Genomic DNA, 21,675 nt, shown 5'->3' on the forward strand with positions numbered 1-21,675 from the left:
CTCAATGGCCACATCCTATTCAGATTATCTTATGTATTTACTAAAACTGGTACACTAACTGCAACTTGATTAATGGCATTTATATTATTTTCAACATCTGCGTCAGGGAAAAACAATGGCTGACCATACTCATCTTTACCAAACTCGCCAATCTTTTCTTGTATATCCTCACGCACAAAGAACTTGACCATTTCTTTAGCACCTTCATGGTTAATACCACTGAACTTATCCGGGTTCACAGGAATAATTCCGTAAGGATTGAATAGTTTTTCCTCTCCCTCAAATACAATTTGAAGTTTTGGAATATTGTGTTTCATTGATAGATAGGTTCCCCTATCAGCAAGTGTGTAACTCTCCATCTCATTAGCTGTTATCAAGGTTTCACCCATGCCCTGTCCTAAAGATCTATACCATCCAGCTGTAGATGTATCAATACCTGCTTCCTCCCAAAGACTTTTTTCTTTAACATGAGTTCCTGATTCATCTCCTCTTGATGAAAAAGTAGAACCATGATATTCAATTGCCTTAAGTGCTTCTTCTACAGTTTCTGCAGCTTTAACATCCGCTGGATCATTGGCTGGACCAAGAATAACAAAATCGTTATACATTAAAGAATAACGGTTAGTTCCATATCCTTCTTCTACGAACTGATTTTCCAACTCTCTTGCATGTACCATTAATATATCTGCATCGCCCATACGTCCGATTTCCATTGCCTGTCCAGTACCTACAGCAATAACTTGTACTCGATACCCACTTTCTTCTTCAAATATAGGTAATAATTCCTTGAGCAATCCTGAATCATCAGTACTTGTTGTCGTTGCAAGTGTAATAACCTGCTGGGATCCATCGTCATTTACCAAGACAAAAAAAGCTAAGCCCACAACTATAATTACAGAAGCAATAATTGCACCTATAACATAATTTTTTTGCATCATTTTTTCCTCCAAACAGTTAATTTAGATATGTTTGAGTCAACATAATGATATATAAGGAAGTTGGTCACTCTATAGTTTTAATAAAAAGTTTGAATATTAAGTTATTTTAAAAAGGCTAGGTAAAAGAATAAAGTAAACATACTTTATACTGGACTTAACATAAAGTTTGGATTTCCACAAAAAAAATTATTTTTGGAGTTGAATATGAAAAACACTTTCTCCTAATACATCTGATATTTTATATGCAAGCTCAAGAGACAGATTCTAACTAACTTTTTTAATCTCTCAAATAATTATATAGTTACAACTTAATGTTGCAACTAAACCTTATGAAAAATATATAAAATTTTGCTAAGGTTTTAAGTTAAATATATGAATAAATTTTAGAAGGAAACCAAAAAGTCAAAAAAATAGTATCAATTGTGCTTATTAGAATAGTATACTTTAATTATGTGTAGTTATTACTTAATTATAAAGGAGGTTATCTTTTTGGGCATGGTTAAAGATTTTGATATTTGGATTGAAACAAATAAACATTTGGGTAATGGGCAAGGGGAGAAGATATTTAATTTAATGCTTGATGACATGTTAATTTGCAGGCTTTCCCAGCATTCAAAGGAGATTTACCTAATAGGAATGAAAGCAGTACTAAAAACAGTTCCAGATGTTGATTATTTTAATTTAACAGAACAAGACATAAAATTTATTCGGGGTAAACTTGTTAGAAAATATGAAAATCCGGCAACTGTGGCCCAGTACGAAAGATCGTTAAGGAAGTGGGTTGGTGTGTCCAACCAAAAAGGGCTTTTAGAATGTATAAAAATAAAAAATGTAAAATATGAGTCAAAAGAGCCTGAAGAGGTTTTAACAAAAACAGAAGTTGAAGCTATTATTGATACATGTAATAACCCGCGAGATAGGGCTTTATTTGCGTTGTTGTATGACTCTGGTTGCAGGATTGGCGAGCTTTTGTCGATGCGTGTCAAAGATGTAAAATTTGACCAAAACGGAGCGCTTGTCAGTTTTCCAGAAGGAAAGACAGGGTATAGAAAAAACAGGGTTGTTTTTGCAGCCAGCTACTTGCGTGTTTGGGTTGAAAACCACAAATTAAACACCGATCCGAATGCACCCTTATGGTTATCAAGAAAAACCAGTTCTAATGAACCACAACCGTTGAAATATCAAGGAGTTGCGTTACTTCTAGAAAGGCTTGTTAAAGAGTGTGGGATTGAAAAGAGGGTTCACCTTCACTTATTTAGACACACAAGGGCCTCAGAGCTGGCGAACACTTTAACCGAGCAACAACTAAAAAAGCAATTAGGTTGGACTCAAGGCAGTTCTATGGCTGCAAGATACGTTCACATGAACGACAGGGATCTAGAAAATGCAATTTTAAAATCTTCTGGTGTTGAAGTAGATGAAGAAGGCGCAGAAATTGGCATAAGACCTATTAGGTGTAACAGATGCAAAGATCTTAATCCACCAAATGCAAAATTTTGTTCTAAATGTGGTTTACCAATTGATCAAGGAATGTCAGAAGAAAATATTAAAAATGTGAATGAAGTTTTAGACTTATTAAAACAAAATCCAGATTTATTAATAAAAGCTTTGGATAAATTGAACGATGATTAAAAATTGGTTTTGGTTTTCTTCTTAAGACATACCTACATGGCTCTGTGTGTCTTGAGAAGGCTCTCAAAAGCTCCAGGTTAAGAGTAAAATCTAATCTAATAGTAAAGTATGGGTTTGATTTTGTACATATACAAATCAATTAAAAACATTAAAATAGCTAAAATAAAGCTCACCATTAAATTTTAAATTATTAGTTAATGGTTTTGTATGGGTGTAAGAAAAAAAGTTCTTTAAATCGCTTTAAAACATTCATTTTAAATTATTTAATTCTGTTTCTCTTTAATCCAAGAACCATTTTTAAAAATATAACCAAACTGATTCAATCTATTAACGATTAAATTTGGGCTTACATTTAAAATTTTAGCTATTGCATTAGCAGAAAGCCCTTTATCCAAATATTGTTCTATTTTTCTTTTCGGGATCTCTTTCTTTGGCCTATGGCATATAACCCCAGAAGCTTCAGCCCTTTTTCTGCCTGCAACCATTCTTTCTTGAATAATTTCTCTTTCAAATTCTGCAAATGCTGCCATAATTTGCAACATTAGTTTTCCCATGCTGTTAGAAGTGTCAATTGGTTGGTTAATTGCTATAAACTCGATTCCTAGATCTTGCAATTTTTCAATACTTACCAAACAATCAACTATTGACCTTCCGAACCTATCAATTTTTGTAACCAAAACCAAATTAAATTCTTTTTCTTGAGCAGCTTCAATCAAAGCTTTATAACCCAACCTTTCAGAATCTTTTCCTGAAACGCCATAATCAACAAATTCTTTTACTACTTCTATTCCTTTGTCAAAACAATATTTGTTTAATTGTTCTTTCTGGTCAGAAATACTATTTTTCTGGCCAACCGTAGAGGTTCTTATATACAACCCTGCTTTCATGTTATCTCCCCAATCAAAAACAATATATGTATGTTAAAAGTTAGTTTATATATAAAGTTTCAACTTATAGTATAAAAAAGCATTTCAATAATTATTCGTTTCAGTTATAATAAAATAAATAAAAATAACTTATAATTATATAATTAACCTTTTTGTACAATAATTAGCACAAAAAGGCAAATAAAAATAATAAATTAACCTTTTTGTACATTAAATTATACAAAAAGGATATTTGCAATTTATTTATGTGGCACAATTATTATATTTTCAAGTAAATTATTTTTAAAAACTTGAACTTCGGTTGAGCCATCTTTTAAAGTTCTTGCATAGCATTTATGTTCTGGGGATTCAATATATTTTTTTAGTTTCATGATTTCACCTTCTTAAACCAACGTTCTTTAAAATATCAGTACCTTTTTTAACTGGATTATCCCATTTTCTAAATATTCTATCCATTTCTTGATCTGTTCCAAACATACCTTTATCAGTTGATGCTAAATTAAGTGGCATACTCGGAGGTATAAATCCACGTCTTAGTCTCTGTGGTGGTCTTGGTGGTCTGGTTGTCCTCCTGGCACTCCTAACTTGATCTACTGTTCTTCCAGTATCCCTTGCTTCACTTAAATCTCTACGATATCCACTATCTTGCAGAGGGCTATAACCCCCGTCTCTTGCTCTAATTGTTCCCATATTGTTTCACTCCTTAAATTATCGAAGTTAAAATATAAAATCCTGCAGCAAAACAAATAAAAAACTTTAAAACTGTTATTACATCATCATAGCTATTTCGTTCATTTTCCAAAATTTTAAACCCCCAAATCTTCCTCATTAACTGCCTCCGGGTTTGAATAGGTGCAAACATCTATTTTTTTTGGCGAAGGCACACCCCAACCCATTTCGACATAAGCATTGTATAGTGAACTATAATAAGCGTTAATAGCTTCAAAACCAATAGTATCGAACAACGAAATTTTTATTGTACGATCCGTTAAAATTCCTTCTTCAACTCTGTATTGTGGTGGTGAGTTGATTAAGTCTTCAAAAGTACGAACCTCTTCAAAAGATTCTGGTAAGTATTTCTTCAAGTATGGTTTCATGATATTATAAAAGTAAACCAAACACCCCAAAACTTTCCCTGTACTCATTCTAAGAGGTCTATTTTCAAGCTTCGCAAATCTTACTTCGTTAATTGCATAAGTTGCAGCTTCTTGGGCTTCTTGAATTTGTTTTAGTGCAGCCGACCTTCCATAGTCATAAGCTTGCTTTTCTATCGTTGTCATTTTAAGTTCCTCCCTGCTTTTATTTTAAACTTGATTTGATATTTTTTTGTTCTTGGTCTTGGTACGTTGTGAGGTTTTTCTAAAAACTGTTTTAACCTTTCATACTCTTCTTTTGTGAGTTCAAGAGGCATTTGTGGCACCTTCATTATTTTCTAACCTTCTGGAAACTGTATCCCTCGATACACCTAAAACTTTAGCAATTTTTCTTTGACTAAAACCCTCAATTTCTAAAAGCTTTTTTGCAATTTCAGACTCCCTTTCTACAAGCTCAAACTTTGATTTATTTGAAAATTCTTTTTTCAAAGATTCGATTTCTTCTTCTTTCTCTTTTTCTAGTTTTTTAACCTTGCTTGAAAGCTTTTTCACTTTTTCCTCTGGAGACACAGAATTTATTGAAAGCCCAAATCTATTGAAATATTGTAAAGTGTAATCGTGTTTCATATCACACATTTTCTTATATTCAACGTCTTTATCTAAAGATCCCCATTGCACAATTTCGACTTTTTGTTGATATAGTGTTCCATCATTGTCGTCCACAGTAACCCTTTTTACATCGGCAACACCCCTTCTTATAACATGGACCCTGATGTCAGCTAATTCTAACATTCTTTTGTCAAGCATTGAAGTTGTGGGTAAAGTTACTATTGTATGAATTTGCCTGTACCTTAACATTGCCCAGGCATGAGTAAGATTTACGTTATTGTTTGTCATCGACCTTCTATTATCTGCTGCTTGCTCGCCTTCATCTAAAATAATACATGAACCTGCAGGAAGCGTTTCGTATAATTTAATATAAGTATTAATATCAAAACAAGCCCTTTCAGCAGACCAGTTAGGATCCATAGCTCTTGCAAGACAAACCGCAAGTGTAGTTTTTCCTGTACCTGTTTCGGAGTTTCTTGCAGTTATAATCATTTTCACATCTCGCTTATTTCTTTCTCTATTTTTAAAGAAGTTTAGCAAGTAAGAATCTTTAAAATCAATTTTATTTATCAACAAATTGATACCACCACTTTTTGATGTCAGATTTATGTTTTTATTTCTTTTTTTGTTGAAACCGTTAGCTTCCTCTCGATTTAATCAAAAATTTGCCATATTTCTAATTATATTATATTATGCCTCAAACAATTTTGCCGGTCGACCACCACCCAGAAACATATAAGCCTTCTAAGTGGGGGTTAGATAGTGATTTTTCAACAAAGAACTTTATTTTAAAACCACTATCTAAGCTATAATATATAGTTTATAGTATAAAAAGTTAATTTTTTTATAACCAATAGTTATTAAAATTTAAAAAAAAGCTTTTTAGCTATGCGTTTTTGTGTGTTTTCTATATGGTTACCTTGAGGGCTTGATGCCGAATATATTTTTATACGCACAGTTAAATATTTATTTCACACATATTTGCAAAAATTGTTAGTTCATAACCCGACAACATTCACCTCCCAGTTATCTTTAAAAGTTTTTCATCTAACAACGGTTTTATTAAATTTAAATTTAAAATCCGCAAACGTTTTTGCTTCTTTGCAGATTCGAAACTCTTAGCCAAATCTGTATCAAGCTCATTTACTGGAATAGTAAAATCAAGTTTTGTCCGCCAACCCCAAATCCAAAGAGGGTCCATACCAGTAATAGTGTTTGATAAACCATATTTCAATCCTTTATATTGTTTATATATCTCAAACACATTCGCTTTCCCTGTTTTTACCTCGTGAATAATTCTTTTTTGAATAGGTGGTTGAATAGTGTTTTCTGAATCAAAGCTCTTTTTTTCAAGGACCCAAACAACATCGCAGATTTTATGGTTTATAAAATCATTATTTCTTTTAGCAAAGTATAAGGCCCTTCCAATATGGCTTTTTAAATCATATTCTTGTCGAGATTCAACAATGGTATATTTCTTCAAAGCTGTTGTTGGATATGCAACTAAAAATTCACCAAATACTTTATGGCAATCATACAAAATTGCAGCCTTGAATAGTTCATGAAGGTATGGATCGGAAGTATTACTGGGAATCAACCAGTTCACCCCCTCGAAGCCAATCTTCGCTTAAAGTTATCCTGGGGGATCTACCAACAGACCTATCACTTACAACCACCCCTTCAGCTTCCAATTTATCTAATGCTCGGGATAAGGTTCTTCGACATATCCCAAAAGATTCCAGTTCTTTTTTACTTAATTTAAGGTCCTTTGTAGATTTCTTAACCCTAGAAACATACCAAACACAAACAAACAACCTAAAAGAAGTACAAGGAAGCTTTGCCAGTTTTTCAATATATCTTTTTGGAATATTTGGAACAAAAGGTTCTTTTTGGGTGCCCATTATCAACCCCTCCAGTTAGAACCTATTCCAATATATCCCGTATATCTATACAATCCAGAAGTGTATTGTAATATATTATTATAATATATCCAAAAGATAAATAGAATATATAATATACAATATATTAGACGGGTAGGACAAAGTTGTATAGGTAAAAGGACAAAGTTGTATAGGTAAAAGGACAAAGTTGTATAGGTACTTAGGACAAAGTTGTATAGGTACTTAGGACAAAGTTGTATAGGTGTAAAAGGGAAAGTTGTCATTTCTTTCCCTCCAAGTTATCTAAAATTCTATTTACTTTATCCCAGGTATCTCTTCCTCTAGGGTCCATGTATCTATCTGGAAATGAAATAAGATCAACATCGGTTTTTACCCTATTACCAGAACCTAAAACAACCTCACTAGCATCTTCCATTAACTTTTGAGCAAAAGGAATAATCTCGTCAACCTCACTTGTATAGCACTCAACAAGTAGAGCATCATGAACCGGAGCAATTACTTTTATCCCCTCCTGCCTTAAGAAAATGGTAGCTATCCTTAAAATTTCAGCGCCGGCTGCTTGCATTGGCCAGTTTTTTATGGTATCCTCTTTTGAATTTATACCAATAGTTCGGCATGTCCAACCAAAACAAGTTTGCATTTTTTTTGAGAGAAGTGCAACGTTGAAATATTGCTCACTCCAATTCCAGTATTTTGCAAAAACTCTTCTGTGGTGCCTAAGTAATTCTTTAGCATGTGCGGGTGTTTTTCCTAGCCTCATAGCTAATGAATGGGATTTCATTCCATACTGGACTCCCAAAGTACAAGCTTTAAAGGCATCTCTAACTTCTTTGTGGGTTTCTTTTGTTGCTTCTTTTGGAGCTGCGCCGGCATATTTAGCAAGTGCAAGGTAAGGATCCCCAGAAGTATATGCTTCTTTCATTTTTTCGTCGTTTGACAGAGCTGCTGCAATAGCGAATTCTTGTTGCGAATAATCAATATACGCAAGCGTTTTTTCTGGTTCCGGTTTTATTAACCCTCTGAGCCAAACAGCAGGCCCAAAAATAAAGTTTGCATTACTGGGTGTATTTCTTCCAGTTTTTGTTCCAAAAGGCGAAAGCATACATCTATTTCTTCCGTCAGAACCAACAGCCAACTTATTTAATTTCAATTGACCAAGAATATATCGAAGATCTCTTAAACTTTGAAGTTCGGGGTATTTTTTAACCATATCCTTGAAAGTATCATCATCGGTTCTTAGCTTTCCAGTTTCAGTTCGTGGCCAGTTAATACCTCTTTTTGCAAGATAATCTTCAAACCTATCAAGTTTAAAAGTTGTACCTTCATAAATACCAAATTCCTTGTCAGTTTCAGTTATGAGCTCCATTTTTAAATTTTCAAAGTTGTTTTGAAGTTTCTTGTAAAAATTGATATCTATTGGTATACCAAAATATTCCATTTCAGCAACTGCAACCATATACATACCCCGCAATAAAGCCAAATCTTGATTTAATTCAGGCTTCATTGCTTTGTATAACTCAACAGTTGCTTCAACATCGGAAGCACAATATTCCAAGATATTTTGTTTTTCTTCATCGGTATATGGTGGACCTTCAAGAATTCTATCTCTCATACCATCTTTATAAACATCTGATACTGATTGTATTCCAAACGTACTGCATGCAGCTAAAAGACCTCTTCTAATTCCTGGTATGCCATTAGTAATTGTTCTAAATTCTGCATATAGATCAATTACGTTTTGTGGTAAATCCCAATTTAAATTTAAGTGGCAACGCCATTCTGCACTTGAATAATATGCAACCAATAATGTATTTTCATTAACTGGGAATGGAGGATTTTTTGGTTTATCCTCCAACCATTGTTTAACAGTTTTACCAGTTTCAACACATTGAGCAACAACACAAATTGGTTCTTGCCTTTCCCCCTTTGGTGCCAGAAATTCAAAGTCAACAACCCAAGTTTCATTAAACTTCATTAAACTTCACCCCTTAACTTTTTCAAAACTGGGTGGTCAGAAGAGTCGATTAACTTATCTTTAAAAGCTAGGTTCAAAGCATCATTGAATGTTTTTGGCTCTTCGGGCCAAATAGGTTCATCTAATTTTGCTAAAGGTTCGTGTCTTTCATAGGTTCCAATAGATCTGTTTGCAACAATTTTAATCCATTTTGTTTTAGCAATTTCGTAAGCTTCCAGTCTGGAACGATTGTATTCGTTATGTTTTCCGTCTGCATCTGGAAGAGCCACTTCAGAAATTAATAAAATATTTGTTGAATATGTTATTGCTGTATAAATTCTAACTTTTTTCAACAAGCCTAAAGCTTCCAATTCGGGTGCAAACTCTGGCAAAACTAAATATTTTTCATCATCACCATCATTTAGGTCAACTAGAAGTGTATCTATTTGCCAGTCAGGATCGTCTCGAATTTGAAAGAATTCTGTTTTGTTTGGTTTTCTAACTGGAATCTTTGTGATTATTTTTTTAGTTGCAAAGTTTTGGTCGAAACTTGCATCTAACTTGATATCTTCAAAATTAAAAGGCATTAAATGCACCTCCAAGGCAACTTAACCCAAGAAACAACGTCTTTTGTTTCTCTTTCTAAAATTAGGTCGTCTACAAGTGAATTGTATTTTTTCAAAATATAGGTATCATTTTTATACTTGGAATGCATATTTCTATATGCACACAAGTTTTTTCCAAGGCCTTTTGCCGAGGCCTGAACTCTTTTTTCACCCATTTGTTAACTCCCCCTCTGCGAGTTCTTCAACAGTTTCCATTAAAGCCCTTTCAAAAGGTGAGCCAAATTTTTTCAAATACGATACACTTTCTTCTTTTTCTTCCAAAAACTTAAAAGCCCAAACTTGCAAATCCTTTTTATTAGTTGTGTTATTCTGTAACATGCTAGTTTCCTCCAAAGGATCTAGTTTTCATCGGTAGCAGGCTTAGGTTTGCGGCCATCGTCTGTTGCCGGTGAAATAATCAATTTGTTGTTTTCCATCGATACATTGAAAGGTTGACCCTTTTCAAATCCCCAAAGCCTGATTAAGTGTACAGGCACACCCAACCAGTATTGGCCTTTGTTGTTTTTTTGTAATTTTCTTATTTCAGGCATGTTCATACCTCGATAACTATATATGGTAGAAATATTATAAATAATACTAACAGATAGTACTAAAAAATATTCAAGGTGTTAGTATGGTAAATTTATCAAATAAACAAAAAAGAAAACAAAGCCTAGATATAGTTTTAAAATACGTTCCAAGCTTTGAAGAAGGGCCTCTAGGCTTTACAGATATTTATAAACGTATAATCAAGTACGAGACAAAAAAAATGAGTAAAACCACCTTACATAATGCACTTCAAAGTTTAATACATTTAGATCATGTGCTTTCTTTACCTCAAACCGAAGGTGGTAGAGGTAGAAAGGGGTTTGTTTATGCTCGCTCTTCTTCTTTAAAGTCTAAAGAACGTTATTTAGCATTTTGGAAAAAAGGGGTTAATGATATAGATTCTAAAAAATCTTCCCAAAGAAGAAATACAGAAATAGCCTTTCTTTTGTCTGGTGCTGTTCATACAGATATATTGAAACCACTTATAAGTGAACTTGTCCGATATACAAACTACAAGGGAAACAAAGAGGAATCAAAAAAAAGGTTACATACCTATTTAGAGCTTGGTTTATTACCTTACATCGAAATGCTTGCAAAGTACTTAGAAGACATTCCCATCACACCAGAAAGCGAAAAGAAGTTTTGGCAACATTGGAACAGTTTCCCTGAATATATGAATGAAGTACTAAACCCTGAAGCTTTAACGCCTAATGCACTAAAAGAATATGAAGATTGGTGGGAAGAGGAACAAAGGATTTTTGAACTGTCTGAGAAAGACTATCCAGATACACCGGAAGAATCAATCGAAGATTGGGATATTTCTTAAAAACATATATATAGATTTAGTAAATATAGTATATTTTAATAACTACACAAAACAGTTGGCTATTAGAATAATAACTACATAAAATAATACAAGCTATAATCAGAAGTAGAAGAAAAATCTACAACATTTTTTAGGAGCAATTAAAATAAAAGGTTTGAAGATATAGACATATTTTTAATGTCTATATTTGATAAGAGCTAGTCCAAATACAGCTAGAATAAGTATTAACACATAGGCTCCAGGCATAGGTATTGTGGGGATTTCACTCTTGGCATAAATTGTTTCTAGTTCCCCAGGACCTGATATGTTCCATTGAGCGGTGTTCTCTGATACTACATCGGCATTAGTTTCTACTATTGGCCCAGGCATTTCTAAATTGTAAGTTAGTGTGAAACCGGAATACATTTGTAGCCTATCACTTGCAAGTTTATCTTCAAAAACCAGGTAACCATTTTCGACTCTAGAAGTAACTTCGATTATTTCAGGATCAGCATTATCAAATTCCATAATTACAGTGACTGTTCCTTCTTCCCAGGTTTCGCTATAAGTACCACCCATTCGCTCGACTTCTTGTTCTAATGGTTCTTCTTCATTAATTAAGTCATAAGTTATACTATCCATTTCTAACTTAATATCATAGTGATTTATATTTCCATCTCTGTCAATTTTTGAATCTATGGTCATATCAACACAGCCACTAAGTAAAAGGACTGTAGATAGAACTAATATGAGTAAAACAATTTTCGATTTCATTTAATGCCTCAACTATTAAAAAATATTATTATATTTATATAAACGTAACTGTGTTATATATAACTTTTCGGAGGCTTTTCAGTTTAGGATTAATACCTTTAGGATTGAATATATCAATCAATTTCACATTATCTTTTGAGAATTTATGGTAATCTGGCTTTTGGCTTGAACATAGGGCTGAAGTATGAATATACTATAATCTATTGGTTATTAAAATTTCAACTACAGTAAATCTATAAAAAATAATCTTATATTGTAGCAACGATTTTTTAATGAATTTTCTAACAGATTTTTTAGGGTTTAATTTTATAATCAAAACCTTCTTATACAAAAACTATAAATAATATTAAACCGGTAATAGGTTACTGTTTACCTGATAGGTGAAATATATGATAGATAACTTAAACACAAAAAAAGTATCTTACCTTAGAACAGTTCTGATCACTGCACTTGTTCTATGTTTTGTTTTTGTAGCTCCAGTATCTGCAGCTAACATTGATGAAACAGCAGAATCGATTGCAAATCTGGAAACAGCTTTAACTTTTGTATGGCTTATCTTAGCAGGAGCTATTGTATTTTTTATGCACGCAGGTTTCTCATTATTGGAATCTGGACTTACAAGGACTAAAAATACTGCTAATATCTTAATGAAAAATCTGATCACCATTTCACTTGGCGTTATTATATACTGGATTATAGGTTGGGGAATAATGTATGGTGCTTCAGCTTCAGGTCTTGTTGGAACTGATCAGTTCTTGTTATCTGGTGCTGATAACTCTTTATGGAATGAGTGGTGGTTCCAAATGGTATTTGCAGCAACTGCTGCAACTATAGTATCAGGTGCTTTGGCTGAAAGAACGTCTTTAAAAGCTTATATAGCATTTACAATTGTAATGGTAGCTTTGATTTATCCTATACATGGTCACTGGGTATGGGGTGATGAACAGTTATCTTTATTGTCAGGATCTGAAAGCCCCATAGTAACTTTAATAGGTGCTGCATTACATGACTTTGCAGGTTCAGGAGTTGTACACTCTATCGGCGGTTATGCTGCTTTAGCAGGTGCAATTGTGGTGGGTGCTCGTATTGGAAAGTTCAAGAACGGTGTTCCACAAGTGATACCTGGTCACAGTCTTACTTTTGCTTTCTTAGGTACATTAATACTTGCTTTTGGCTGGATAGGGTTTAATGGTGGTAGTACATTAGATGGAAATGATGCATACATGAACTTGGTCATAGTGAACACGTTCTTGTCTGCAGCTGCTGGAGCTTTGACAGTATTATTGATCACCTGGAAAAAGGTAGGTAAACCCGACCCGTCATTAACAGCAAATGGGTTACTTGCAGGCCTTGTTTCTATAACTGCTCCATGTGGCTCAGTAGAGAATTGGGCAGCTATAGTTATAGGAATTGTTGGTGGTATTATTCTATATTCAGGAGTTATGTTTAATGAAAATGTTCTTAAGGTCGATGATCCTGTAGGTGCAATCGCCGTACATGGGTATGCTGGGAGCTGGGGATTGTTGTCTGTAGGGATATTTTCTGTAGGTATAGGTAATGGAATTCTTGTGGATGCAGTATATGCAGCAGAAGGTGCAGGATTGATATATGGTGGTATTAATCAGTTTATAATTCAAATGGTTGGTGTCCTGTTTACAATAATATGGGCTTTTGGTGTATCATATTTGGTTTTTAAGTTAATTGATGCTACTATAGGCATGAGAGTTTCGGAAACTGAAGAGATTATTGGGTTGGATATATGTGAACATGGAGTGCAAGCTTACCCTGAATATATTTTAGAAGATGGAGAAATAGGTGACTGAGATGAAAAAGATTGAAGCAATTATCAGGAATAAGATGTTTCCTAATGTAAAAGATGCTCTTGAATCAATAGGGATTTCAAGTATGACAGTTGCACATGTTGAAGGACGTGGTAAACAAAAAGGAGTGGTACAACAATGGAGAGGTCGAACCTATAGTGTTGACTTAATTCCAAAAATAAAAATTGAGATGGTTGTGCCTGATAAAGATGTTGAAAAACTAGTTGAGGTTATCAAGACAAGTGCGGCTACTGGGACAATTGGTGATGGGAAGATATTCGTTTCTCCTGTTGAATCAGCAATTCGTATACGAACAGGAGACAAGGATGAGAGTGCACTTTAATAGTGCACTTTATTTTTTTTGATTTAACTTTCCTGGGATTCTCCTCTGCTCGTCCAATGTCTAACGCTATTTTAGGATTTTTACTTGAATCAATAGCCTATATTTCAATTTTTAATGGCTTCTCACTTCAAACGCCTATTTTCAAACATTGTGCCGTAAAGATATTGGGAGTTAATAAAGTGCTTTTAAGTTTGCTTTCAATACTATACGTACTTATTATATTCTCTTAAAGGACATAGTACTGGTATGTAGATAAAGAGAATCAAAATAAAATGAGACAGAATTAAAATTGGTATTAAAGCTTTATTAGTAGTACGTGTATTAGCTATAATGAGTCAGACTTATTATAACATTAAAAAACTATCATCAGTATTTCTTAGTAAAACATATAAGATTATTAATACGTTTCCAAAATAAATATTTTTGATACATATCATGAAAATAAGTGTTAAGCAATCTATATACTGTTTTGGCACAGATATTAGTTATCAATCGATATAATTTAGTTTGCTCAATAAAGAATTCTTATATCCTATTTATCTCGATTCGATATTAAGTAGACTAAATAAATAATTTGGAGTTCATACAACAAATCAAGATAATTATTTATATTTCAATAATATAGTAAAACATAGGTTCATGTTATGTTTGATTAAAATATTAGCAAGGACTATGACTATAAAGTGAGTAAAAGAAAAACTTTTCTTATAGATCCCAATAAGTTCTAAAAAAGGGGGAGATCAGATTAAAGCGATTATAATTGGTGGCTTTTTAGGTAGTGGTAAGACCACTACATTGATAACTCTTGGTAAATATCTAGCAGACGAGGGGAGCAAAGTTGCTATCGTTGTGAATGAGGTTGGCCAAGTTGGAATTGATAGTGATATAATAAATAAATTTGGGCTAAATACTAAAGAGATTACTAGTGGTTGTATTTGCTGCACACTTAAAGTTGATATGAAAACAACAATTACAGAACTCTATAACTCATTTTCACCTGATTACCTATTAGTTGAACCTTCGGGTATCGCATTTCCTAATATGATAAAACAAAACATAGAGCTTATGAATTTAAAGGACTCTGTTGAAATCGCACCTTTGGTTACATTAATCGATGGCAGTCGATTTACAGATATTATGAAATCGGTAAAAAACTATGCACTGAGACAAATAGAGGATGCTGAGATTATGGTCATCAATAAAATTGATTTAATTAAGCCTATTGAAGTACCTATAATTGAGGAATCTGTACGCCAGCTTAACAAGAATGCAACTATTATTAAAATGACTGCGGCCCCCAATGATCAAGGTTTTAATGAGCTTGTCAATAAAATTGTACCTACAGATGATGAAAAAAAAATATATTTAGATACTAAAATTGATGTTGATGAAACAGAATCTCCCACTATATTAGAAATAGAGGAATTAGATGGACATACGCATTATGATAGTCGTTACTCTGGTCTAGCAAGTTATGCAAATAACTATCTGATAAAGGTTGATGATATAGAGATTGATAATGCTAAATCGATAACTTTCGAAGTTGCTCAAAATCTTAAGGCAGATATAGTTAGAGAAACTCCTGAATTTGTTGGCCATATAAAAATGTTTTTGGAGACACGAGAAACGACAGTAAAGAGCAGTATAACTTCATATACACAAGAGCCTACAATTGAACTAATAGATAAACTATCTGAGAATAAACCTCATTTCAAGATACTTACAGCAGTTTCAGGTATAGATGAAGATAAGCTTAGGCATATTGTGGATGAGAATATAAAACTGGTGTTCAGTAAAAGAAAGATGACAGTATTAAAATCATTTGATGATGACCTAAAACACGAGAATGATCACTGAGGTTACTGTTATTTTCAGTTGAACAGAAGAATGTAATTTTATTATATCCAAAGTGGATTTAAGGGTAAATAAAAAATAAATGGATTAAAACCATTTATTTCTTTTATAATTAGTCTTTGTTCCTTCCCATATACATCAAAACGGATATTCCAATAAAAATAACACTTAGAAGACCAGCAGCTGTTGGTACTCCATTATTATATCCACTATATCCGAAATAGTGGCTTGGATCACTATCATTCACTTCAATCTCTTCATACCATCCTGTCACTCTAGCTGTGTTATTCTGCTGGAAGGGCTTTGCAATACCAGTTTTCTCAAAAATCACAGATTCACCAACTGAAAGTTCATCTTTTTCTCCTATAGTGCCAAGTTTGTTATCTTTAACTGTCACACTAGTGAGATTCACATCACCAGTATTAGTTACATTAAAGGTCCATTTAACTGGCTGACCAATTAGTACCCAAGGCCCTGGCGGAGTCATAGCATCTATACCATTGGTGAACTTTTTGATACTAATGTTAGGTGCAACTAATGGGGTTGTTCGTGTGAAATCACCATATGCGTATGGACGAGGTCCTAACTCTATAGAACCTATGACTGTCTTTTCGGTAGCATTGATTGCCTCTATAAATCCGTTGTCTGCATCATCGGTACGACAAACAGCCCACATATTACCAGCTGCATCCTTACCAACACCCACTGGAGTGTTTCCATCATCCAATGTTATATAGTCACTTGAGTTATCTTGTGGATCAAACCAGAATACTCGGTCACCACCACTAGCACCATCAGTGCTAGCGATCCATATCTTACCTGAATCATCGAAGGACATACCACGCAGATTCTGTGCTTCAGAAATACTAACCTGACTCCATGTTCCATCAGTATCCCTAATTCTCAAAACATCGTTGTAAGAAGTTGCATAAACTATTCCTTCATCAGATATGAGCAATCCATATGGAGAATTAAAGCCCTGTTCATGATAGAATTCCTCACCATCAAATCGCCAAATGCCGAAATCACCTGAAACATCTGGAGTTGAACTACGGCTGGATATGAAAAGTTCACCGTTTGGAGCAAATTTAATTTCATAGAAACTGATGGTTGAATCCCCTGGACTAAAGCTCTCGAGAAGCTCCAAATTTCCATTCTCAGTATAGTTATACTTGTGTAATTCACCACTGCCATAGAAACCAACCCAAATGTATCCATCAACATCAACCGCGATTGCTCTAGGCATATCGTTTATTCCACTAACATTAAAGACTTGAACAGCATCATCAGTACCAAAATCCAAGACAGAATTCGGATATGCATGGGTGTTAGCTAGACCTTCAGTATCACCCTGAATACGAATCACTTGTCCCTGAAGTCCTTCTGGAGGGTCATACCTGAAAGCATCAGTCCCTGTATTCAGTACCCATGCATTGCCCTCAGCATCCATGGCTATACGGTTGGTTCGCCAAGATCTGACATCTACCCCATCACGAGGTGCTGTATAGTAACGTGCCACTTCTGTAAAATTCGCCAGGTCCACCTTAGATACACTTGCATCCCAGGAGTTTGGGACAAAACCGAAGTTGTCTTCAAGAATATCCCCTTCCTGTGCTCCTGCAGAAGATACCATTGCAAGGAGCATGGCTAAGCTTAGCAGGATCACTAATATCATACTAATTTTTAATTTCATTTTATTATACCTCCACTCAAATCAACTAAACGCAATCCAGGTTCAAATATCCTTTTTGAATTCAAAGGTATGAAATCAAAAGAATTGGAATTTAACAGTTCTATGCGTATAGTATCGTTTTTATTATTATCAGTCCCAATAAAATCAGATACACTTTTAATTAATAAAATTTCATTTGAAAAAATACTCAAATAAAAGTATCCTTATGATATATATCTTAACCTTGCTTTATTTAATTATATAAGCATAAATAATTAGATAAAATCATTCTAATGCTAAATTAGAATTTTAATTTTAATTAAGTATCTTTTTTAATTTTAATTATTTAAACAAAACTTTTTAAAGAGGCAAATAGTTTGTATAAATGCATTTATAAGCTATATTCCAAAAAATATAGATACTGAAATTATGCATATATTCTTAAAGAATAACAGTTATACATTTTGTAGAAGATTTATTTAGGCTAATAATTAGGATAGAGGTGTTATCTGAATGAAAACCGGAGTGGCTTTTGACCTTGGAACCAGTGGTTTTAGGGCACATAAGATTGATTTGGAAACAGGAGAAATAAAAAGGACTGTGATTACACTACGTAACCCAATACCTGGAGCTAATGTAATGGATCATATGGACTTTGCAATCAATTATGGTCAGACATTAACTCATGATTTGGTAATTGATGCAATAAAACATATAATAACAAAACTTGAAGTTGATACATCTAATCTTGAAAGAATCTCAGTATGTGGAAATCCTATACAATTATCACTGTTCCAGGGTATGACTATAGATGATCTGGCGTATGCTGGTGAACGAAAGAAGCAAAAATATAATATTGAGGATAAAGAACGAAAGGCCAATATTTTAGAAAGCGATGAGATTAAAGGCCTTGAAGTATTTAAAGGGTGTAAAATCATCATTCCCCCAGCTATCAGACACGAAATAGGTGCCGATGCGTTAGCTTTGATGGTAGTTTCTGGGATGCTCGATAGTGACGAAATTGCGATTGCAACTGACTACGGTACAAATGCCGAGATGGCTCTTAAAGTAGGTGATGTGATATATACCGGTTCTGCAGCTGCAGGTCCTGCACTAGAAGGGCAGCAAATAAAACACGGTGTTCTTGCATCACCGTTTTCAATCTCAGATGTTGAGTTTGAAAATGGATACTTGAGAAACTATGTTTTAAATGAAGAAATGAATGCAGTTAAAGGAGATCTTGTTGATCCTAAAACAGGTGAAGTTAAAGAAAAGGGGGATATACGCGCAAAAGGAATTACCGGGACTGGGGTAATCGCTCTTATCGATAAATGTATTGAAAATGGGCTAATAGTTCTTCCTAAGGTTCAGACTCCTGATGGACTACTAAAACTTCAAGATGGTGTAGAATTCAGCACTAAGGATTTGTCAGAAGCTGGGAAAGCACTTGGGGCTCTGAGGGCTGGTCATATAACTCTTTGTAATACTGCTGGTATTGATATGGCAGATGTTAAAAGGGCATACATGTCCGGTGCATCTGGGACATATGTAGATGCGCTAAAGTCTTATAAACTTGGAATGAGCCCATTTAATGTGGATTATATTTCCCAAATTGGTAATACATCCCTTGTAGTGTCACGAGAAATATTACTTTCAGAGGACAGATTGTGGCAACTCCAAGATATTGCTAATAAAATAGTTGGGCATCACACAATGTTTGCTATTGAACCAGCATTTAGAGATACATATATACTAGAGTTAGCATATTGGGATGAAGGTATGCCTTTCAAGATGCTTAAGAAATACCTTAAAAAGAAAAAACTTCCACAAATCGATGAACCTAAGAAATCTCCAAAAGTTGAAAAACGTGTTGTGAAAGATATACCAGTCCTTGGAGAAGAAGGTTTATACGTCCTTGAAAATGTTGGTACATATCTGACAATGGATTTAGATGAACCAGATGAATGTCAGAGCAGTGTTGCCGTTTGTCCCACTAATGCTATCACTATCGATGATGCTGGTAAAGTGTTAATTAGAACTGACTTGTGTGATGGTGTACACTGCCAAAAATGTGTCCGAGAATGCTCTACAGGCGAGTTAACTTGGGATAGGTTAAAAGTTGTGGACAAATAAAGATCAAAAAAGACATCATTTCTATTATTTTTTTATTTACAAAGTGATTTGATTTTATTTTAAGAAATAATCAAGATTTATTTGTTTGAGATATTAATCTATGTTTACGAAAGTAATGTTTAGGCCAATACTCCAGTTTAAACTTTTTTGTATTTGTTTTGAGGTTTTGAATATAAAATAATAATGGAACAATCAAAAAATAGTATATATGTTGCTTGAACAAATAGTTCAGTGAACTATTATAGAAAAAAGAGAAAATAAAAAACATTGATGTTATTGAACTGATTAAGAATAGACCAATGCAGCTCAAAGAATAGTACTTATTTTAGGTTTTTAAAGAGAACCAATCGCTATAAACGTACCTAGTACCCATGTTTGAACCTGAAATCCAAATACCTATGCGTGTTGTTTCTGTTGAAGGAAATGTTAGATTAGACACTGAATATTTTATTTTTTCATCTACTTTAATAGTTTCTATAGTATTACTTGTGATGTGATTCCATACCATTCCATCTTCTATTGATTCTAGCGTTGTGTATATAACTACATTATTAGCAGTTTCTGAACCCACATTTTCAATATCTATATCTATGTCTACATATGACTTATGTCTATAACTTTCAACTGTCCAACTAAAACCTACACCTATTTCGGGATACCCATGTTCTATTGGGTAGATTATGGCCTTTGAATCTTTGAATTCTTCAGGAATTTCCCCAGGTTTCCATCCAGAATTTGTAGTTTCTAAATAAAAATATTTTTTACCTTCATGCTCATAATAACTTCCATGGAAAATACCTTCATTGTCATGTATACCTACAGCGATATGTCCAGGTAGCTCAATAAGTGCCACATCGTATCCAAGATTGTTAAGTATAGCTGCAAGTAAAATTGAAGAGTCTTCACAGTCACCACCACCATAATACATTGTTTCAAATGGAAACCTAGCGTATTGATCATAACCTTTTGATACACTATCACTTATGTAAGGTAATGATTGTACGAATGAGATTGCAATATAAGGTATTTCATCACGTTCATAACCATGATTGTAAGCCAATAGTTCTAATTGTTCTGAAAGTTGTGCTATAAAATCCGAATGATATGGATCTTTAACAAAATGAACCCATGTACGTTGCCTTGATCTTTCTGAATAAAACATATAATCAGCATGATTATATGTTGCTTGTAACAAGAAAGGTTGAGATTTATAATTCCACTCATAATTTCTTGTCATTTGATCATGAGAAAGCTTTATTGCGGGTATATTTGTCAAGCGATGTTCAGCAGAATCGAAATCTTGATAAATATTTGGCAGTATTGCATATGTTATATCAACTGCTGTTTCGTCCGGATAGATTTTATCAAGGCCAATAATGTAAATTGTATGTTCGTAATTAGAATCTTTAATTTCATAAATTTCATTAGTATACAAAAAATGTGTTGAATATGAATCACCTTTATAAAGTGATGAAAGTGTTACGTATTGTTCAAAGTAATCAATGTAGTTGATTGTGAGTGCATATTCACCTTTTAAAAAAAGTATTTCATTTCGATGTAGCGTTGTATTAATGCAACTGTAATTATATTTGTTACTTCTATTATTTTGATTGCTATCTTCCTTATTATAATGTATATCTATAGTTTCAAGGATATTAGTACTAGTTTGATTATTTGTATTATGCTCAACAGACTTGGATTCATCTACATTTAAACATCCAAATATTAAGCATGAACAAATTACAAGTCCAACTAAAATAAATGATTTAAGTGTAATCATATATCTGGGTTTTTAATGAGAGTTTATGGGAATAACATATTAGAAGGATGGTACAATAAGTCGAATATTAGAAGTCTAAGTAGAATTAGTACATTATAGAGAGTTAATGGCTATAAAACTAACTGTTGATACAAATGAAATTTCAATAATTAAACTGAAATGTAAAATAAAAAATGCATTAAGAAGTGAAAAATTAAATATGAATCCAATTATCCTTTTTTTTCAAGTACAACCTAAGTTTGCCAGTCACAATTAATAAAAGTGTTCTTAGCTTTGTATTATTCGATGAAAAATCAACAAAAACTAAGAACAAACACAATTACGC

General features: G+C 33.5%; 24 protein-coding genes. 6 read left to right on the forward strand and 18 right to left on the reverse strand.

What is annotated here, in order from left to right; genetic code table 11:
* Positions 1-29: 29 nt before the first annotated feature.
* On the reverse strand, positions 30-938 hold the full coding sequence (locus J2T59_RS05815; protein ID WP_259134856.1) for an ABC transporter substrate-binding protein: 909 nt from the start codon (positions 936-938) through the stop codon (positions 30-32).
* A gap of 495 nt (positions 939-1,433) precedes the next feature.
* On the opposite strand from J2T59_RS05815, the gene J2T59_RS05820 reads away from it, so the two are divergent.
* Positions 1,434-2,570 carry a site-specific integrase gene (locus tag J2T59_RS05820; protein ID WP_259134898.1) on the forward strand — a complete coding sequence of 379 codons (1,137 nt, stop codon included), beginning with the start codon at positions 1,434-1,436 and terminating at the stop codon, positions 2,568-2,570.
* 263 nt (positions 2,571-2,833) lie between these two features.
* Here J2T59_RS05820 and J2T59_RS05825 read toward each other — a convergent pair whose 3' ends face one another.
* From J2T59_RS05825 to J2T59_RS05885, 13 genes are all read right to left on the reverse strand, one after another.
* Positions 2,834-3,457: a recombinase family protein gene (locus tag J2T59_RS05825; RefSeq protein ID WP_259134857.1), complete on the reverse strand. Its 624-nt coding sequence runs from the start codon at positions 3,455-3,457 to the stop codon at positions 2,834-2,836.
* Positions 3,458-3,696: 239 nt separating this feature from the next.
* The gene (locus J2T59_RS05830; protein ID WP_259134858.1) at positions 3,697-3,828 is read right to left on the reverse strand and encodes a hypothetical protein; all 132 of its coding nucleotides are present in this window, start codon (positions 3,826-3,828) and stop codon (positions 3,697-3,699) included.
* A gap of 4 nt (positions 3,829-3,832) precedes the next feature.
* Entirely contained in the window at positions 3,833-4,147 is a 315-nt protein-coding gene (locus J2T59_RS05835; protein WP_259134859.1) for a hypothetical protein, read from the reverse strand.
* Positions 4,148-4,263: 116 nt separating this feature from the next.
* Positions 4,264-4,737: a hypothetical protein gene (locus J2T59_RS05840; RefSeq protein ID WP_259134861.1), complete on the reverse strand. Its 474-nt coding sequence runs from the start codon at positions 4,735-4,737 to the stop codon at positions 4,264-4,266.
* Positions 4,734-4,883: a hypothetical protein gene (locus J2T59_RS05845; protein WP_259134862.1), complete on the reverse strand. Its 150-nt coding sequence runs from the start codon at positions 4,881-4,883 to the stop codon at positions 4,734-4,736. The genes J2T59_RS05840 and J2T59_RS05845 overlap by 4 nt, the downstream gene beginning before the upstream one ends.
* Positions 4,858-5,736, reverse strand: a complete 879-nt coding sequence (locus J2T59_RS05850; RefSeq protein WP_259134864.1) for a helix-turn-helix domain-containing protein — start codon at positions 5,734-5,736, stop codon at positions 4,858-4,860. The genes J2T59_RS05845 and J2T59_RS05850 overlap by 26 nt, the downstream gene beginning before the upstream one ends.
* Positions 5,737-6,175: 439 nt before the next feature.
* Positions 6,176-6,757: a hypothetical protein gene (locus J2T59_RS05855; protein ID WP_259134866.1), complete on the reverse strand. Its 582-nt coding sequence runs from the start codon at positions 6,755-6,757 to the stop codon at positions 6,176-6,178.
* Complete coding sequence (locus J2T59_RS05860) at positions 6,744-7,061, reverse strand: helix-turn-helix domain-containing protein (RefSeq protein WP_259134868.1); 318 nt, start codon at positions 7,059-7,061, stop codon at positions 6,744-6,746. Before J2T59_RS05860 ends, J2T59_RS05855 begins: the two co-directional genes overlap by 14 nt.
* A gap of 259 nt (positions 7,062-7,320) precedes the next feature.
* Positions 7,321-9,036 carry a DNA polymerase gene (locus tag J2T59_RS05865; protein ID WP_259134870.1) on the reverse strand — a complete coding sequence of 572 codons (1,716 nt, stop codon included), beginning with the start codon at positions 9,034-9,036 and terminating at the stop codon, positions 7,321-7,323.
* Positions 9,036-9,602, reverse strand: a complete 567-nt coding sequence (locus J2T59_RS05870; RefSeq protein ID WP_259134872.1) for a hypothetical protein — start codon at positions 9,600-9,602, stop codon at positions 9,036-9,038. Before J2T59_RS05870 ends, J2T59_RS05865 begins: the two co-directional genes overlap by 1 nt.
* A complete protein-coding gene (locus J2T59_RS05875) occupies positions 9,602-9,796 on the reverse strand; it encodes a hypothetical protein (RefSeq protein WP_259134874.1) in 195 nt (64 codons plus the stop codon). Before J2T59_RS05875 ends, J2T59_RS05870 begins: the two co-directional genes overlap by 1 nt.
* Positions 9,789-9,959 carry a hypothetical protein gene (locus J2T59_RS05880; RefSeq protein WP_259134876.1) on the reverse strand — a complete coding sequence of 57 codons (171 nt, stop codon included), beginning with the start codon at positions 9,957-9,959 and terminating at the stop codon, positions 9,789-9,791. Before J2T59_RS05880 ends, J2T59_RS05875 begins: the two co-directional genes overlap by 8 nt.
* A 20-nt stretch (positions 9,960-9,979) precedes the next feature.
* A complete protein-coding gene (locus J2T59_RS05885) occupies positions 9,980-10,171 on the reverse strand; it encodes a hypothetical protein (protein ID WP_259134878.1) in 192 nt (63 codons plus the stop codon).
* A gap of 83 nt (positions 10,172-10,254) precedes the next feature.
* Here J2T59_RS05885 and J2T59_RS05890 point away from each other — a divergent pair, with 83 nt between their 5' ends.
* Positions 10,255-10,995, forward strand: coding sequence for a hypothetical protein (locus J2T59_RS05890; protein WP_259134881.1), 741 nt, complete (start codon positions 10,255-10,257; stop codon positions 10,993-10,995).
* A gap of 174 nt (positions 10,996-11,169) precedes the next feature.
* Here J2T59_RS05890 and J2T59_RS05895 read toward each other — a convergent pair whose 3' ends face one another.
* Positions 11,170-11,748: a hypothetical protein gene (locus J2T59_RS05895; RefSeq protein WP_259134883.1), complete on the reverse strand. Its 579-nt coding sequence runs from the start codon at positions 11,746-11,748 to the stop codon at positions 11,170-11,172.
* Between the two features lie 389 nt (positions 11,749-12,137).
* On the opposite strand from J2T59_RS05895, the gene J2T59_RS05900 reads away from it, so the two are divergent.
* The 3 genes from J2T59_RS05900 (at position 12,138) to J2T59_RS05910 (ending at position 15,768) form a co-directional block, all read left to right on the forward strand.
* Entirely contained in the window at positions 12,138-13,571 is a 1,434-nt protein-coding gene (locus J2T59_RS05900) for an ammonium transporter (RefSeq protein ID WP_259134885.1), read from the forward strand.
* Between the two features lies 1 nt (position 13,572).
* On the forward strand, positions 13,573-13,911 hold the full coding sequence (locus tag J2T59_RS05905; RefSeq protein ID WP_259134887.1) for a P-II family nitrogen regulator: 339 nt from the start codon (positions 13,573-13,575) through the stop codon (positions 13,909-13,911).
* 759 nt (positions 13,912-14,670) lie between these two features.
* Positions 14,671-15,768, forward strand: a complete 1,098-nt coding sequence (locus J2T59_RS05910) for a GTP-binding protein (protein ID WP_259134901.1) — start codon at positions 14,671-14,673, stop codon at positions 15,766-15,768.
* Positions 15,769-15,877: 109 nt separating this feature from the next.
* Here the strand turns inward: J2T59_RS05910 and J2T59_RS05915 are convergent, their stop codons facing one another.
* Positions 15,878-17,458: a Vgb family protein gene (locus tag J2T59_RS05915; protein WP_259134888.1), complete on the reverse strand. Its 1,581-nt coding sequence runs from the start codon at positions 17,456-17,458 to the stop codon at positions 15,878-15,880.
* Positions 17,455-17,649 (reverse strand): hypothetical protein, encoded by a 195-nt coding sequence (locus J2T59_RS05920; RefSeq protein WP_259134890.1) that lies wholly within the window; start codon positions 17,647-17,649, stop codon positions 17,455-17,457. Before J2T59_RS05920 ends, J2T59_RS05915 begins: the two co-directional genes overlap by 4 nt.
* A 301-nt stretch (positions 17,650-17,950) precedes the next feature.
* Here J2T59_RS05920 and J2T59_RS05925 point away from each other — a divergent pair, with 301 nt between their 5' ends.
* A complete protein-coding gene (locus tag J2T59_RS05925) occupies positions 17,951-19,570 on the forward strand; it encodes a methylamine methyltransferase corrinoid protein reductive activase (RefSeq protein ID WP_259134892.1) in 1,620 nt (539 codons plus the stop codon).
* A gap of 325 nt (positions 19,571-19,895) precedes the next feature.
* Here the strand turns inward: J2T59_RS05925 and J2T59_RS05930 are convergent, their stop codons facing one another.
* Entirely contained in the window at positions 19,896-21,350 is a 1,455-nt protein-coding gene (locus J2T59_RS05930; protein WP_259134894.1) for a hypothetical protein, read from the reverse strand.
* Between the last annotated feature and the right edge of the window lie 325 nt (positions 21,351-21,675).

This window comes from Methanosalsum natronophilum (assembly GCF_024808815.1).
Lineage (GTDB): Archaea > Halobacteriota > Methanosarcinia > Methanosarcinales > Methanosarcinaceae > Methanosalsum > Methanosalsum natronophilum.

What these genes read in the sequence shown, in the direction of transcription:
- J2T59_RS05815 (WP_259134856.1), bottom strand. Translation starts at nt 938, where the DNA reads ATGATGCAAAAAAATTATGTTATAGGTGCAATTATTGCTTCTGTAATT.
- J2T59_RS05820 (WP_259134898.1), top strand. Translation starts at nt 1,434, where the DNA reads ATGGTTAAAGATTTTGATATTTGGATTGAAACAAATAAACATTTGGGT.
- J2T59_RS05825 (WP_259134857.1), bottom strand. Translation starts at nt 3,457, where the DNA reads ATGAAAGCAGGGTTGTATATAAGAACCTCTACGGTTGGCCAGAAAAAT.
- J2T59_RS05830 (WP_259134858.1), bottom strand. Translation starts at nt 3,828, where the DNA reads ATGAAACTAAAAAAATATATTGAATCCCCAGAACATAAATGCTATGCA.
- J2T59_RS05835 (WP_259134859.1), bottom strand. Translation starts at nt 4,147, where the DNA reads ATGGGAACAATTAGAGCAAGAGACGGGGGTTATAGCCCTCTGCAAGAT.
- J2T59_RS05840 (WP_259134861.1), bottom strand. Translation starts at nt 4,737, where the DNA reads ATGACAACGATAGAAAAGCAAGCTTATGACTATGGAAGGTCGGCTGCA.
- J2T59_RS05845 (WP_259134862.1), bottom strand. Translation starts at nt 4,883, where the DNA reads ATGAAGGTGCCACAAATGCCTCTTGAACTCACAAAAGAAGAGTATGAA.
- J2T59_RS05860 (WP_259134868.1), bottom strand. Translation starts at nt 7,061, where the DNA reads ATGGGCACCCAAAAAGAACCTTTTGTTCCAAATATTCCAAAAAGATAT.
- J2T59_RS05865 (WP_259134870.1), bottom strand. Translation starts at nt 9,036, where the DNA reads ATGAAGTTTAATGAAACTTGGGTTGTTGACTTTGAATTTCTGGCACCA.
- J2T59_RS05870 (WP_259134872.1), bottom strand. Translation starts at nt 9,602, where the DNA reads ATGCCTTTTAATTTTGAAGATATCAAGTTAGATGCAAGTTTCGACCAA.
- J2T59_RS05875 (WP_259134874.1), bottom strand. Translation starts at nt 9,796, where the DNA reads ATGGGTGAAAAAAGAGTTCAGGCCTCGGCAAAAGGCCTTGGAAAAAAC.
- J2T59_RS05880 (WP_259134876.1), bottom strand. Translation starts at nt 9,959, where the DNA reads ATGTTACAGAATAACACAACTAATAAAAAGGATTTGCAAGTTTGGGCT.
- J2T59_RS05885 (WP_259134878.1), bottom strand. Translation starts at nt 10,171, where the DNA reads ATGCCTGAAATAAGAAAATTACAAAAAAACAACAAAGGCCAATACTGG.
- J2T59_RS05890 (WP_259134881.1), top strand. Translation starts at nt 10,255, where the DNA reads ATGGTAAATTTATCAAATAAACAAAAAAGAAAACAAAGCCTAGATATA.
- J2T59_RS05895 (WP_259134883.1), bottom strand. Translation starts at nt 11,748, where the DNA reads ATGAAATCGAAAATTGTTTTACTCATATTAGTTCTATCTACAGTCCTT.
- J2T59_RS05900 (WP_259134885.1), top strand. Translation starts at nt 12,138, where the DNA reads ATGATAGATAACTTAAACACAAAAAAAGTATCTTACCTTAGAACAGTT.
- J2T59_RS05905 (WP_259134887.1), top strand. Translation starts at nt 13,573, where the DNA reads ATGAAAAAGATTGAAGCAATTATCAGGAATAAGATGTTTCCTAATGTA.
- J2T59_RS05915 (WP_259134888.1), bottom strand. Translation starts at nt 17,458, where the DNA reads ATGAAATTAAAAATTAGTATGATATTAGTGATCCTGCTAAGCTTAGCC.
- J2T59_RS05925 (WP_259134892.1), top strand. Translation starts at nt 17,951, where the DNA reads ATGAAAACCGGAGTGGCTTTTGACCTTGGAACCAGTGGTTTTAGGGCA.
- J2T59_RS05930 (WP_259134894.1), bottom strand. Translation starts at nt 21,350, where the DNA reads ATGATTACACTTAAATCATTTATTTTAGTTGGACTTGTAATTTGTTCA.